Below are 15,043 nucleotides of genomic sequence, written 5' to 3' on the forward strand. Positions count from 1 at the left end.
TTGGAGAATTGATCTGATAGGTGGAGAAGGTTACCGGCGCTCCGGTGGAGTTCCCGCGCCGCTCACGGTGGGCAAGCATCTCCAAACGTACAACGTGTTGAGATGTTCCAGACAACTCTCGTCGGCCACGCTTCGCGAACTGTGGGATGACCTTGGAGGTCACCGTGGACCCGCTGCCCGTTGACGCTGCTCCATTAAAGCATGAACGGAATCAGGACCGTTTGTGCGCCTTTTCAACGGATTGCTCTGCACACTGCGACGCACTAGAAATCCGGAAAGTAGATATGTCCGTCCTAATGTCTAACGAACGCTTTCACCGTCGCATGCGGTCGTTGAGGATCGGCATCAACTGCTCGCACCCGATAGCGCCCCACGGCGGCAGGCACGATGAATGTCTCCGCGTAATGCACCACAAACGGTTCGAACGCGCCGCTGGGGCTCTCCACGATGGCTTCGCTTCCTTCCACTAAGTTCAGAACGTTGACGCCGCCGTTCGTGTTGTGATCGACCGGCTCGGTGAACCAATGACGTCGGGTTTCAATGAACTCGGTTTTGTGGAGACCAGTCACCTCCTCCCGCCAGCCCTTTCCTGAGTCTACGGTTTGGATTTGATTGACGAGTTCACGTTCGACCCATGCCGTGGTGCGATCCCACTGGATGTTTGCAATCCCGTGATCGAGGTGAATCGGGCGTGGAAGTCCATCGAGCCCCAGGCGGCCCCAGTCCCACATTTTGAACGTGAAGATGTAGGGAGTTGCACTGATCTCGAGCACCATGCTGTCGGAACCACTGCAGTGGCAGGTTCCCGCCGGAATCAGGAAATGATCATGTTTTTTGGCCGGGAATCTATTGGCGTAAGCGTCGGCGTCGAACTCAATCTCGCCAGCTTGAGCGCGTTGCAGGTCTTTGATCATGGATTCGCAATCCACACCCTCGCGCAAGCCCAGGTATACCGACGCCTCTGGACCTGCGTCTAGCAGGTAATAACTTTCATCCTGCGTATAGTTCATCCCAAAGTGCTTTTGAATGTAGCTTGTGAGCGGGTGCACTTGAAACGACAGATTGCCTCCGCCCATCGTATCGAGAAAGTCGAAACGAATGGGGAACTCCACACCGAAGCGTTCGAACACCCTATCGCCGAGCAACTCTTTGGGATGACGCAGCACCAGATCGAGTGACGGAATCTCGATGGCTGTGTCGGCAATGCCGAGCAGCAGGCTGTTCTCTTCGGGTACGCAATCGAAGCACCAGCCGTAGTTCGGTGGGTCCCGGTCCAAGTCGCAAACTTCTCGCATCCACTGCCCGCCCCAGGGGGCTGGATCGAAGAACGGCACCACGCGAAACGGGCGCGACACAGTATATTCGAGGCCACGCCGTACCGCCTCGCCAGTCGCCAATTTCGGTTCTGCGTGATTGTGGGTATCGAGTACGAAATCGCAGCGTTCTAGCAACGGCAGTTTCCATCGATCAGCGACACGCCAATCCACGAAGAAGGCTCGTTTGTACTGGAGTTTTGCGTCCTCGTGACGATTTTCGATGCCGAGGTTACTCGCCTCATTGCGACGGAAACGGCCTTGCGCTTCCCAGCGGGCAAGATCCGCATACACGAGAATGTCCGCCTCTACGAGGTGCGTGGCACCTGGGCCCACCACCAGGACGAGCCCCGGCGGCGAGGAGCGAATCTCGTTCCGTGTTGCTGCCGTCCGATCTTCGTCGAACCAGGCGGGAAGTGTGAGCGGTGATAAGTATCCGAACACCAAATCTTCGCCACCAAGGTAGGGCTCCACTAAGGCTTCGACTCGTTCGGATTCGAGCATTGCCTGGTTCGCATTGCAAACGGCCACCGGCTTGAGTAGCTCGGAGAATTGCTTCAGCAAGTAGTCTACGTCTACGCCTGGATAGCAATCGACGGCAAGCACGATTCGACCCGAACCCTGCTCCTTTACAGCCGCGGCAAGCCGATGTCCGATCTCGTTCCAACCTGCAACGCACGCGTCCTCAGTGGCAGGCACCTGGATGATGGGTTTCTTGTTGTACGTACTTCGTCTCACGTCACGCTTTCAAAGATAGTCTCTGATCGACGAGCCACTCCGCACCTACCAGGGCCGCAGCGTCGCCGAGCTGCGAGGCCACTACTGTTACGTTTCCCCACGGGGTGTGGGCATGCTTCGTCACATACTCAGCAATTGCCGGTAGAATGATATCCCGGCTCCGCATTACGCCACCGCCGAGCACAACGATGGAAGGGTCATAGGCATGCACAAGATTAACGGCAACTGTCCCCCAAACGGCCAGACTTCTCGCAACAACGGCCGCAGCGCATTCGTCTCCCGACGCAGCCGCTTTAAAAACGTCCTCGTACTGGGGTGCAAGGGTCGAGAGGTCTGAACGTCCCATCGCGGCCAAAATGCGCGGAAGTGCTGAACTGGATGCTTCGGTCTCGGCGCAACCACGATTGCCGCAGACACACTGGCGGCCGCCAACGACGACGGTCTGATGTCCGCCAAGAATGGCGGCCTGCCCATGGATGCCGACGAGCAATTCACCCTGCACCAGGGCGGCGGTCCCGATACCGGTGCCCAGAGTGATCATCACCGCGTTGTCGTGCCCCGTCGCGGCCCCCGCGACTTTCTCCCCAATCAATGCAAGGCGGGCGTCGTTCTCAATGACTGCGGGCAAGCTCCAGCTTGATTCAGTCCATCGCGTGAAGTCTTCAGCAGCCACTGGACCATACTTACCAAATTCGCCCAATACCCGACCGTCGGGATCGATGATACTGGGAAAGGAGATACCGACCCCGTTGCAGTCCCGGGGGCGAATCGCCGCCGATTCGCAAAGCTGCTGCACAGCCGCGGCAACTTCGGCAAGTCGCTCCACCAGCGGCCGGGACGAACGAGCATCGATTGCGAGTTGCCGCAACACATATCCACTTCGCACCAGGCCAACCTTGATGCGAGTGCCGCCGAAGTCACACGCGATAACCGTCATCCCTTGCTCCGCTGCGAATCAATCGTCAGGGCGTATCGTTCGCTTACGTAGTGAACCTCGGCATATTCAAACGGTTTTTGTGCCCGATCCATTACCGTGTGTTTTCGAAGCAGCAGCGGTGAGCCTTTGCGCACCTTGAGTTTCTTAGCCATCAAGGCGTCAGCAGGCACGGCTGCTAGTTCCTCCCGCGCGCAGTAGGCAACCACGCCTGTAGTTTCTTCTATCACCTCGTAGAGGGGCTTGCTGTAGTCTTCTTCGCCCTTCAGCTTCAGGCGTGGATGAAACCAGGACCGAGAATGCAAAACGGGTGTATTGCCCCAACCGCGCAGGCGATCCAATCGTAAGGCGAATGTTCCCGCCTTGATCCTGAGTGCCTGTGAGGCCGCCGTGCTGGCTATGTGCTTTCCCACGCCCGTCTCATAGCTCTCGACCACGATCCCCTTCGAGGTCATCTCGCGCGTTAGGCTCTGCCATGCCGATATCGCCGAAGTTGCGGGTTGCGATACCACACGCGTGCCCACGCCCGACCGTCGCTCGAGAATCCCCTCATCGACTAACCGCAGAATTGCCGCTCTCACCGTGCCACGGCTGATGCCGAGTTGCGTTGCCAAGCTCATTTCATCCGGTAAAAGCCTTCCATCTCGATAAGCATCAGCTTGTATCAGCTGCCGCAGGGCCGCCTCTGCTTGCACGTGCAAGGGGACAGGGTCTGCGGGGTTGAGGGCGGACATCGTGGTAAGCACGTCAATTATCCTAGAAAAGCACCGACGCCGGCTGGACAAATGATCGAATGTTTATACATTATGACATTATCGCAACGCGCGTCAAGTGGCTTGTTTCCCGCTTGCGGCAATCTGACCTCCTCTTCCTGACTACACCGCGATGACCGTTCAGGCCGAGCACGCAAGTGAAATTTCCCCAGACCGATTGGTGCTTCTGCTGGTCGCGGGCGTCACCATCCTCGGTGGCTTCCTTTTCGGTTACGACACCGCTGTTATCAACGGTGCGAATCAGTATCTGACCGCGCGCTTCTCTCTTAGCCCCTTCCAGGAAGGGTTGGCCGGGGCAAGTGCCATCCTCGGTTGCATTCCTGGCGCACTGGTAGCGGGAGCACTCAGCGACCGCTTCGGGCGACGGCGGGTATTGTTTGTCAGCGCCATCTTATTTGCGGTCTCTGCCATCCTGTCGGCGGTACCGTATAGCTTCACTGAGTTCCTAGTCGCCCGCTGGATCGGCGGCGTCGGCATCGGGGTCACCTCCATGGTATGCCCCGTGTATATCGCCGAGCTTTCTCCCGCGAAGTATCGAGGAACGTTGGGGGCACTGTTTCAGCTGGGGATCGTCGTGGGGATATTTCTCACGCTATTCGTGAATGCCGCAATTCAGTCACTTGGCGATGACACATGGAATACCCTGCGCGGATGGCGGTGGATGCTGGGGAGCGAGGTGATCCCCGCTGGGGTACTGCTGCTGCTCTTGACCCGTGCACCTGAGAGCCCCCGTTGGCTCGCCAGCCGCGGGGACCTCGCCACCGCTCGGCGAATCATCGGCCAACTGTCCGGAAGCACGCGAGTGGAACCTCTGCTCGCAGACATGCTCGCCGCCAAAAGCGCGGAACAGGGTGGTTTTGCCTCCTTGTTTAATCCTCGGTATCGCCGCCCCTTGCTAATCGCGGTGGTGCTAATGGCTGTCTCGCAGTTCAGCGGTATCAACGTGGTGATGTACTACTCCACGCAGATTTTCACTTCTGCTGGTGCTGGCATTGAGGATGCCTTTGCGTCGTCGGTCTTGGTCGGCCTTGTGAACTTGGTGGCCACGGGCGTAGCGCTCGCGGGTGTCGACCGCGTGGGACGCAAGCCGTTGCTATTATTCGGGCTGGTGGTCCAAGTGGTGACACTTGCCACGACGGCGTGGATGTTCAGTAACGGTATCGGCGGATTACCCCTTCTTGTTTCAATCATCGGCTACATCGCAGTGTTCGCGATGGCGCTAGGACCACTCCCTTGGATTATCTGCTCCGAGATCTTTCCAACGTCGGTTCGAGGCGCGGCAATGTCCGTGGCCACCCTCACCATTTGGACGTCCTGCTTTGTGGTCATCCAGACCTTTCCCTGGCTCAATGCCAACCCCGCAGTGGGGCCCGCAACGCTTTTCTCTGCTTATAGTTTCTTCAGTCTGTGCGGCCTGATCTTTGTTGCCCTTTATGTGCCGGAGACCAAGGGCAAGTCGCTTGAGGAAATTGGCGAAGAGTGGGGGGCTCCACAACCGCCTCAATCAACTGGCCGCTCTGCAGGCGTATAATTACAACTCCATGCTCAAGTAAATATCATGTGCATTCGCGTTTTCCTGCAACTTTGGACTTCCTCCACGCGGCAGGCCGTACGGCCTCGGTGGCACGTCATTGCGTGCGTGTTGGTCATCTTGCCGTCGCTACTGGTCGCGACTTCACAACTGTTTGCGGCTGAGCCCGATCGAGACCACCGCCTCATCGATTACGTCGATCCCCGAATCGGGACCGCCCATTCGCGTTGGTTTTTCTTCACTCCCGCCGCCATGCCATTCGGCATGGCGAAACTTGCGCCCACTACCGACGGGCACCTCGGAAACCCCAGCGGCTGGGAGGCAGTTGGATACGACGCCCGACACACCTCCATCGAGGGCTTTGCGCACTTTCACGAGTTTCAGATTGGCGGCGTGGTGTTCGCACCCACGGTTGGCGAATTACAGACTGTGCCGGGGAATCTGGAGGATCCAGATAGCGGCTATCGGTCGCGCTTCGATAAACAGGAAGAAACGGCCGAGCCTGGGTACTACAGTGTGCGGCTCAAGGATTATGACATCCAGGCGGAATTGACAGCCACCCCACGCGTGGGCCTGCATCGGTATACCTACCCGGGAACCGAGCAAGCCCACCTGATTTTTAACGTTGGTACGCGGATGGGCGAAAGCGGGCCAGTGGTCGACGCCTCCGTAACATATGCCGACGACGGCCGAATTGAAGGCTGGGTAGCTACTCGTCCGGCATACGTAGACATTTATCAGCCGGGTGCAACCATCACGATGTACTTCAGCGCCCGGGTCGATCGTGAGCCCACATCGTATGGCACCTTCGATGGCGCACAGGTCTTTGCCGGTAGACGCGAGCAATCCGGCGCTGGAGCTGGGCTGTACTTGACGTTTGATACCCGCGAAGAGTCCATCGTGCACGCGAAGGTGGGGTTGTCTTACACGTCAGTGGCCAATGCCCGAATGAACTTCGAGCAGGAGGCGCGTGATCTAACATTTGACAACGCTCGTGCCGAAGCCCAACGCACGTGGGAGAGCCTGCTCGGACGGGTCCGCGTAGAGGGCGGGGCCCGCGAAGCCCGGGTAAAATTCTACACAGGCCTGTTTCACGCTTTGCTCGGGCGCGGATTGGCCAGCGACTGCAACGGTAGCTACCCGAAGAACGAAGGAACGGTCGGTCAGATTCCGCTAGATGAGACCGGCACTCCCGTCCACAATCACTACAATACAGATGCAGTGTGGGGAGCATTCTGGAACCTGTCGCAATTATGGGCCCTCGCGTACCCGGAGTACTATTCCGACTGGATTTCTAGCCAACTGCTAGTATACCGCGAAACAGGTTGGCTGGGCGACGGTATCGCTTGCAGCCGTTACGTGTCAGGAGTCGGTACTAACTTCACAGGCCTTTTCATCGCAACGGCCTATAAGTGCGGAATTCGCGACTACGATGTTCCGTTGGCATGGGAGGCCACGCGAAAGAACGAGCTGGAAGGGCGCGGTCGTCCGGCAGGCGCTGGCAAGCTAGACGTCGATCAGTTTCTCACGCGTGGTTACTCTCCCTACCTGCCCGAACTCGGGTATCAAACGACTCCCGAGGGGTCGGGCTTTGCTGCCTCCCATACGCTGGAGTATGCATTCAGCGCGTCCGCTGCTGCGCAGTTCGCAAAGCAACTCGGTCATCATGCCGATGCAGAGCGTCTCTCGTCATTGGCTGATAATTGGACGACACTGTTCGACGACGAGCGACGCCTCGTCCGGCCACGCGATCAGCAAGGACGTTTCATCACGCCGTTCGATCCTTTGACGCCATGGATCGGCTTTCAAGAAGGCAACGCACAACAGTATACCCAGTACGTCCCTCATCGTATCGAGCAACTGATCTCGCGTGTCGGTCGCGACACCTTCAACGATCGACTCGACCAGACATTCGTACGGTCCCGTGCGGACGTCTTCGGAGGTGGCAAAACCATTGACGCCTTCGCCGGCGTCCGTGCGGTATACAATCATGGCAATCAGCCAAGCTTGCACATGCCTGGTCTGTTCAACTTCTCTGGAAAGCCGTGGCTCTCTCAAAAATGGATGCGAACTATCTGCGACGAATTTTACGGCATCGACGGCATCCATGGGTATGGCTACGGCCAAGACGAGGACCAAGGTCAGTTGGGCGCCTGGTATGTGATGGCATCGATGGGCCTATTTGATGTGAAAGGGCTAACGACAGAAGAGCCTGGCTTTCAGGTTGTCAGCCCCTTGTTTGATCGCGTCACGCTGCACCTGAACGCTAAATACTATGAGGGCGACACCTTTGTCATTGAGACGAAAAACAATAGCAAGGCGAACACCTATATCCATAGCCTGCACCTCAATGGCGAGTCAATTACTAGCATCCAACTGCGGTTTGCGGACATCGTGCGTGGAGGCCGCTTGCGAGTCGAGCTAACCGATGAGCCCAACAGGCAACTCGTTGATTAGCGTTTTTTCCGCTGCCTTGTGTGCTGATGAGAGACAACAAAAAGTTCTCCCGCATTGCATCAACATTGGACTCGATCTGTCGACTACCGGCGGCCTCACGATTTTCCGCTCTTTATGGGTGACGTAAGAGAAGAAGCGCAAGCTCAGCATGCCACATGGGGAGGCGACGTCACCTGAAAGCCCGACAGCACAGTTCGACCGGTTCTTCAACTGGGCTCGCGATCGACGAGCTTAGTAGCCCATTGATAGGGCGTGACATCCCCGATTGCTAACGTATGGATCTCTGATTGCGTCACTCAGCTAGCCGCCGTTCCAGCTAGAGAAGCTAGGAAAGTGACCCCGTCGCTTGATGGAGGAGGGGCTACGAATGCTCAAGCGGCTTGCGAAGAGAGACGCCGCACAAAGGCACTCTCAATCGTGGCAAGTGTATTCTGAGGAAGCCAAACAGGCTGAAGAACATGTCGCAAGTCTTAAGAATCTTTTGGGAAACTTTGAACTGCATCGTTGAGTGCTTTCGCGTCGCGAACTACCTAGAGGGCCGTGCCTACTTCTGTACGAAGCAATTCTGCCACGCTCCAAGCCTGAGCAAAACAGCCGCGGGGCATGTGGGGCGCATTGCCATCGAAGACCTCGCTCACTTGGCCAATACAGGCTTCGCTCAGATGCCGGTCGAGTGCCTCGTATATCCGCGACTTGAACTCTTGTGGTTCGACCTCGAGTTTGCCGCAAGCTTCCAGGTAGGGCCCGAGCAGCCATGACCATGCAGTACCCTGATGGTACGCGGCATCGCGTGCCCACACATCGCCTGTGTAGTCGCCTTTATATTCGGGGTCGGAAGGGGCAAGGGAGCGAAGGCCCACAGGTGTGAATAACTCGGCCGATACCCTTTCGACCACCGCCTGCCAATGCTGTCGCGCGAGCACGGGGTACGCAAGCGAAATGGCAAACAGCTGATTGGGACGCAACGACTGGTCGTCACCGGACTCGCCGTCGACGACATCGTACAGATAGCGACCCGACGCGAACCAGAATCTCTGATTGAATGACTTGAAAGCTCGGTCGGCTGCCTGCCTTGCTTCGTTCGCCAAACGTTCGTGACCGAGCGTCTTCATCCACTGCTCATAGTGGCGCAATGCATTAAACCACAAAGCGTTGATTTCTACCGCTTTGCCGCGACGTGGGGTGACCACCCAGTCGCCAACTTTGGCGTCCATCCAGGTGAGCTGCACGTCCGGGGCTCCTTGACGCAGTAGCCCATCGTTGGCGTCCACCCCAATACCGTAGTGAGTTCCTCCAATATGTGCCCCGATGATCTCCGTCAGTACCGGCTGTAACTCGGCCATAAGCTCGCCATCATCTCTGCAATTGTGGTAGGCAGCCAAGGCCTGAAAGAACCACAAGGTAGCGTCCGCCGTGTGGTACATGCCCACATTGGCTCCTTCGGGAAAAAGATTGGGGATCAAGCCATCGCGAACATAGTCGGCGAACGTCAGCAGAATGCGACGTGCTTCATCGAATCGTCCCGTCGACAATGCAAGGCCGGGCAGACTGATCATCGTGTCTCGCCCCCAGTCCGTAAACCAGGGATATCCCGCAATCACAGAGCGACGATCGGGATGCGAATGCTGCCCTTGCATCTGCTTGTGGTCAGCGGCTCGATAGGCTGGGCGGATTAGAAACTGGTCCGCGGCCAACACCAGCTCTCGGTGTAACCGGCTCGTGGCCTGGGTTCCAATCTCCAACAGTTTGTCCCGACGATCCATTTCCCTTTGTGTCAACTTCTCCATGGAATGCTTAGAGAACGTCAACCATGGCTCCGTGGAGACCAGCAGGCAGATCGGGCTTGCGGCCGTCAGAGTTGCCAGCATGCGACCGGGACTCCAAAGAGAACCGACATGGTCGTAGCCCCGCTCATCTTCGATACCGTAGTAGCTGTTTTCGATTCGCAGCTCGTCATCACAGCAGCGGAAGTCCATCCCATCTAGCCTCAAACGCAATGGTGTATTCGCGTTCGAGGCCAACACCTCCACTTGCCCATCTGTGCGGAAACTCCACTCTCCGTTCTCCACAGGAGTGTTCACCGGGGCGTCATGGCCACGAAACTGGATCATTGGCCGCAAGTCGAGCGAAACCGCTTCGTCACCATCGAGCACTTCGTAGCACACGGCCAGTGTGTTTTCTCGAAAGGCTGGAACGATCCGCTTCTGAATGAGGGTATTGGCAACACGGTAGTGCCAATTTGGTAGTCCTTGTTGGAGAAAGAAGCTCTCAAAGTTTTCGCTGCCGTGCAGCTCTGGAGACTCCCCAAGAAGGTGTTGGCCCCACAATCGTTCACGTGAGCCATCACTCGAGATCACTTCCTCACGCACATGGCTTAACGTGTGTGTACGGCCATAAGGGGCAGGCAGCCCTGCAATAAGCAGTCCGTGGTGCCGTCGACTAGGTGGTCCTCCGACGGTTCCGCTGGCATACCCGCCGTTGCCGAGAGTGACGAGCCATTCTCGCTCCAAAAGCTGCGAAGCGAGCGTAGCCGGATCGGATGACCACGCGGGTTTGCGAGTAACCAGTTCAGTTGCCCTTTGCTCTGGCACGTGCTATTCCTTCTGCTCAAACCGAAACCAGCGGTACCCCAATCCGCCCACGTCAATTGCCGATTCGATTGTCTTGGGGATCTCGTAGGCATCGTCGGAGAGTATCTCTTGGAAACTCCATCCAGCTAAGTCAGCCAGGTCGAGGGAGATGGTTCTCTGGTCATCGTCCATGTTGTGCACCGCCACAACTACGGTGCCATTTAATCCGCAGCGATGCCCTATAACATGCTGGTCACCTGTCTCTACGATTTGCCACTCCCCTGTTCCGAATTCCGGATTCTCGCGCCGAGCGCGAATCATTTGCTCGGTAACTTTTAGCAGAGAGTCGGCATCTCGTTGCTGCTCGGCAACGTTCACCTGTTGATAGCGGAATTTGCCACGGCTGATCGGAGGGCGGATGCATTTGTCCCGGTTGGCCGTCGAGAAGCCACCGTTACTATCACCGCTCCATTGCATCGGCGTACGCGTGCTGTTTCGCTCGGGCAAGGAAAGGTCCTCCCCCATGCCGATTTCCTCCCCGTAGCGTATCACCGGCGTACCAGGGAGTGTTAACAGCAAGCTGTGCGCGAGCTTCAGTTTTTTCTCATTGCCTTCCAGCATCGGCGGCAGACGGCGGCGAATGCCGCGGTCGTAAATACGCATCGACTCCTCGGGGGCCCAAGCTTCGTAGATCTCTTCCTGCTGACTCTTGCTTAAACGCCCGACGGGAAACTCATCATGGTTGCGAAGAAAGTTGGCCCACTGGCACTTGTTGGGTATGGTCGGTGGCTTATACAGGCCTTCTCTTATTGCCAAAGCGTGGCCCTTTAGAATCGAATACATGACATGTTGATTCAACACGAAGTTGAACATCATGTGCAGCTTGTCACCACTCCCAAAGTAGTCTGGCGCTTCTCGCATATTGATATTCGCCTCAGCCAGCAGAATTGCGTCTCCGCGTTGCCACGATAGATAGTTGCGGAACTCTGTCAGGTATTCGTAGGGCTCGTCTACCTCGGCGCCGTCCAGCGACTTGAGTTCTATGAGAAAGGGCGCCGCATCCACACGAAATCCTGACACACCCAGCCTTAGCCAAAACGCCATGACTTGACGGATCTCATTTCGCACGGCGGGGTTGGCGATGTTTAGCTCTGCTTGATGCTCGTAGAAGCGATGGAAGTAGTACTCCTTGGCCTTTCGATCGTATGTCCAGCTGGTTTCTTGAAATCCCGGAAACACGAGGAATTCGTCGGCGTCTTCCGGTTTGTCTTTCTTCCACACGTAGTAGTCGCGATAAGGTGAACTCGGAGACTCGCGAGCCGCCTGGAACCAGGGATGCTCAATCGAGGTGTGATTGATCACCAAATCGATGATCACACGAATTCCTCGATTTTCAGCAGCCTCGACGAAGTCGACGAAATCGCCAAGGTCCCCGAGTCGTGGATCGACTGCGAAATAGTCCTTTACATCGTACCCATTATCACGGTTTGGCGTCGGGTAGAATGGCATCAGCCACACGCAGGTCACCCCGAGTCCGGACAAGTAGTCGAGCCGGGAGTTCAGCCCACGAAAGTCGCCAATACCATCACCGTTCGAATCTTGGAATGTTTCGACGTCTAGGCAATACAAGATCGCATTCTTATACCAAAGTTGTTGCAAGGCTCTTTGCTCCCTTCGCTATTGGAACCCGTGAGTGATCATCCGCCACCTTCAGAGAAGCCAGGATACAGCGTCATTCCGCCATCGATAAATAGCGTGGTCCCATGAACATAGTCCGATTCGTCTGAAGCCAACCACACTGCGGCCTTAGCCACATCTTGTGGATCGCCAATTCTTCCCTTTGGTATCAATCTCAACATCCCAGCACGACCCTCGGGTTGGCTCCACACCGATTGATTGATAGGCGTGCGAATCGCGCCTGGGGCAATGCTGTTGATACGAACCGACTGGTCAGCGACTTCCTGAGCGGTCGATTGCATTAGCAGATTGAGGCCACCCTTGCTTGCCGCGTAGTTTACATGTCCTGCCCACGGAATGATCTCATGCACACTGCTCATGCAGATGATCTTACCTGCGGAGCGGGAGACCTTTTGTCGAACCCCCTGTCGGAGGAACTGCTTCACCGCCTCGCGAATACACAAGAACTGTCCAGTTAAGTTCACAGCCAACACACGATTCCACTGCTCCAAAGACATCTCCACCAGAGCAGCGTCTTGCTGGATACCTGCGTTAGCAACTACGATATCCACGCGATCAAAGCGGTCGATGGTTTCGGAGAACAGCCGCTTTACCTCCGACTCATTGCTCACATCGGCATCAATGGCGAGAGACTGCCCACCTGTTGCAATGATCTCGTCGCACACCTCGCTAGCGGCAGTGCCATCGCGATAGTGATCCACAGTCACTGATGCCCCTGCTTTGGCCATGGCAAGCGCGATCGCCCGCCCGATTCCTGAAGATGCCCCGGTAACGATGGCGACCTGTTGAGAGAGCGAGATAGACATGAAAAAGAGTTGCTTTCTCGGGGAGCAGTGGAGTCGGCTCGAGCGGTGTGTTGCCTCGGTGCGTGCATGTAGACTCGACACAGATGGTGCAAACTCCGTTCCATGTTCGGGGCACCAGAGATATTAGGCTCGATTCTAATCTTGCGAAAGCAACATGCGCCAAATCAATGGTTGAAAAGCTACCACGTAGACGTGCGGGCCACCAACAAGCAGACCGCTACTTGACCTAGATTCTAGTGGCGATTGCGCCGTTAGACTTCAAACGCGTCCACTGCGACCGACTGACCATGGTGCGTAGCTACTCGAAGTGCCGAAGCAAGGTTACACGCTAAGCTCTGAAGCACATAGGCATGGTGAGTGGTTCCAGCAGGCGGCGATGTAACCACATTGGTTGCATCGTTGCTTACTGGTAGGACTCACCCAGTCCAAGGTCGACGGGCAATTGCGCGTCGGCTGCGCTGGCCAGTGAGCTCCAGACAGTAGCAGAATTGGGCCCAATAGTCGTCCGTCGCCCCTGCATTTGCACCGGTGCGGCACAAGACTTGCCTTTCATGCGCGCAATCGATGCAACGGTCGAGGTCGCTGAACTCGCCATTCTCTCAACATCTGGAACTGTGATTAACGAACTGATTGTTGAATTGCTCAAGAGACTGCACGCTAGTGAGCAGATTGCGGTGTTGGCCTATGACTCCGCCGCAGCGAATGCCAGTACTTCGGCGGAATCGGACAGATTGAGAACCGTGAGGGAACGGCATTGGCAGAGCCATGTTGAGTTAGAAGCTCGTATCAATTTGCTCGGTGGCATACCAGCTTCCTGTGTGCATGATGAATTGGCTGTAGTGGAGGTGATGGATTCAGATCGTTTCACTCAGCGGTCATTATCGGAGTCGCTGATAGAAATCGAGGAGCACTTACTTTATGCTTATCTAGCTGCTCTCACTGCGGAGTCTATGGACCCTACCTGCCAAGAGTTCCTTCAGTCGCAAATCGATATCACCCGACGACATCTCAACGCGCTGCGGTGGACGCTGTTTTGCGAGGCACACGCGAGGGAACCAATGCCCGCAACAAATTTGCCTGCAGTGACGACCCGCTAGCTGGATGATTCGCGTAATGTTCAGTAAGTCTCCGCATCGTCATGGCTCCAGTACGGGCTCACTGACTGCTCTGAACAATTAGGACCTATTCCGCATTGTTGCATTGGCTGTTGCGGCGACTGCTCCCACTGCCAAATCCGCCACCAACGCCCGACCTTTTGTCAACCAGGCTGCTGAGAATGCCCACACTGCTACCCACTCACCCCAGAGTAAGATATGGTATTCATCCAAATGCGCCCTTTGTGACGGACTAAGCAAGAATAGGTACGCGCTCATCACGAGGAGACTGAAGAGTATGACAATACCACTGGCACGGTATACGGAGTTTCGGACCAAGTCGTTTTCGTCACCAAGTGGTGTATTTGAACGCGGGAAGTGGACGAGCGAATAGAACGCCAAAGTTAGAAAAAACACCCCACCGCACATAGTGTGCGCGTACCCTACCCAAGAACGTTGCAATAGTGGATCACTGTGGGGATCGAGAGGCAGCAGTGCTAAGCCCATGGCTGCGGCACAACCAACGTTGGCGGTCCAGTTTTCCGCCCAATCGTGTCCTCTGTAGCAGAATAGGAATACGCCGATAGCGAACAAAGTTCCTACGAACACATCCCGAAGCGGGGTGTGGTAGTAACTGCTGAGATTGTCCTGGATAGGTATTCCAAACACCCACCATCCGATCGGCCCGAGAGCAATGGGCAGCAAGAGCCCACTCATGCCGATTGCACGACGCAATCCGAAGTAGGATACAACGAGTGGTTGCGTCTGGATTGGAAGATGTGGGAACACGCTTGCCTGTTAGGCTCGATCTTTGAGTACTGTTGCACCGGAACGCTCGGCGCAGTGATCACAGCAAAAGTACCGCTGGCTGCTTTGTAGCCCGTGTCCAATGATCCTCGTTCCACATGCTCCGCATGTAGGATCGAGCTTTGCAATCGCGCATTCAAAAGAATCAAATGTGTAAGTCTGCCCTTTCTTCACAACGCCAAAAGTGGCATCGTATTCATTGCCGCAGGTTAAGCATTTACCCAACTTTCATCTCCTGGTTTCTACCGTGCTGATCCAGGGAGGCAAGTAACCAACCACACCTATCTGATGAAGAATGTCTTAACCTTGGATGGGTCAAAGT

9 protein-coding genes are annotated in these 15,043 nt (G+C 56.2%); 3 read left to right on the forward strand and 6 right to left on the reverse strand.

Annotated features, from left to right (window positions below):
• Positions 1-293: 293 nt before the first annotated feature.
• The 3 genes from NG895_RS20910 to NG895_RS20920 are packed head-to-tail and all read right to left on the reverse strand — an operon-like array spanning position 294 to position 3,719.
• Positions 294-2,051: a class I mannose-6-phosphate isomerase gene (locus NG895_RS20910; RefSeq protein WP_252854479.1), complete on the reverse strand. Its 1,758-nt coding sequence runs from the start codon at positions 2,049-2,051 to the stop codon at positions 294-296.
• 1 nt (position 2,052) lies between these two features.
• Positions 2,053-2,988, reverse strand: a complete 936-nt coding sequence (locus NG895_RS20915; protein ID WP_252854480.1) for an ROK family protein — start codon at positions 2,986-2,988, stop codon at positions 2,053-2,055.
• On the reverse strand, positions 2,985-3,719 hold the full coding sequence (locus NG895_RS20920; RefSeq protein WP_252854481.1) for a GntR family transcriptional regulator: 735 nt from the start codon (positions 3,717-3,719) through the stop codon (positions 2,985-2,987). Before NG895_RS20920 ends, NG895_RS20915 begins: the two co-directional genes overlap by 4 nt.
• Positions 3,720-3,870: 151 nt before the next feature.
• Between NG895_RS20920 and NG895_RS20925 the strand changes: the two genes are divergently transcribed.
• Both NG895_RS20925 and NG895_RS20930 read left to right on the forward strand, forming a co-directional pair.
• Positions 3,871-5,289: a sugar porter family MFS transporter gene (locus NG895_RS20925; protein ID WP_252854482.1), complete on the forward strand. Its 1,419-nt coding sequence runs from the start codon at positions 3,871-3,873 to the stop codon at positions 5,287-5,289.
• 27 nt (positions 5,290-5,316) lie between these two features.
• Positions 5,317-7,746 (forward strand): GH92 family glycosyl hydrolase, encoded by a 2,430-nt coding sequence (locus NG895_RS20930; RefSeq protein ID WP_252854483.1) that lies wholly within the window; start codon positions 5,317-5,319, stop codon positions 7,744-7,746.
• A 530-nt stretch (positions 7,747-8,276) separates the two neighbouring features.
• Here the strand turns inward: NG895_RS20930 and NG895_RS20935 are convergent.
• From NG895_RS20935 to NG895_RS20945, 3 genes are all read right to left on the reverse strand, one after another.
• Positions 8,277-10,337: an amylo-alpha-1,6-glucosidase gene (locus NG895_RS20935; protein WP_252854484.1), complete on the reverse strand. Its 2,061-nt coding sequence runs from the start codon at positions 10,335-10,337 to the stop codon at positions 8,277-8,279.
• Between the two features lie 3 nt (positions 10,338-10,340).
• Positions 10,341-11,945: an alpha-amylase family protein gene (locus NG895_RS20940; protein ID WP_252854485.1), complete on the reverse strand. Its 1,605-nt coding sequence runs from the start codon at positions 11,943-11,945 to the stop codon at positions 10,341-10,343.
• A gap of 68 nt (positions 11,946-12,013) precedes the next feature.
• A complete protein-coding gene (locus NG895_RS20945; protein WP_252854486.1) occupies positions 12,014-12,820 on the reverse strand; it encodes a glucose 1-dehydrogenase in 807 nt (268 codons plus the stop codon).
• A 551-nt stretch (positions 12,821-13,371) separates the two neighbouring features.
• Between NG895_RS20945 and NG895_RS20950 the strand changes: the two genes are divergently transcribed.
• Positions 13,372-13,917 carry a hypothetical protein gene (locus NG895_RS20950; RefSeq protein WP_252854487.1) on the forward strand — a complete coding sequence of 182 codons (546 nt, stop codon included), beginning with the start codon at positions 13,372-13,374 and terminating at the stop codon, positions 13,915-13,917.
• The last annotated feature ends 1,126 nt before the right edge of the window (positions 13,918-15,043 follow it).

Origin of the sequence: Aeoliella straminimaris (genome assembly GCF_024054565.1) — a bacterium.
GTDB classification, from domain to species: Bacteria; Planctomycetota; Planctomycetia; order Pirellulales; family Lacipirellulaceae; genus Aeoliella; species Aeoliella straminimaris.

Coding starts and splice junctions, on each gene's coding strand:
- NG895_RS20950 (WP_252854487.1), top strand. CDS start 13,372: ATGCGCGCAATCGATGCAACGGTCGAGGTCGCTGAACTCGCCATTCTC.
- NG895_RS20920 (WP_252854481.1), bottom strand. CDS start 3,719: ATGTCCGCCCTCAACCCCGCAGACCCTGTCCCCTTGCACGTGCAAGCA.
- NG895_RS20915 (WP_252854480.1), bottom strand. CDS start 2,988: ATGACGGTTATCGCGTGTGACTTCGGCGGCACTCGCATCAAGGTTGGC.
- NG895_RS20930 (WP_252854483.1), top strand. CDS start 5,317: ATGTGCATTCGCGTTTTCCTGCAACTTTGGACTTCCTCCACGCGGCAG.
- NG895_RS20945 (WP_252854486.1), bottom strand. CDS start 12,820: ATGTCTATCTCGCTCTCTCAACAGGTCGCCATCGTTACCGGGGCATCT.
- NG895_RS20925 (WP_252854482.1), top strand. CDS start 3,871: ATGACCGTTCAGGCCGAGCACGCAAGTGAAATTTCCCCAGACCGATTG.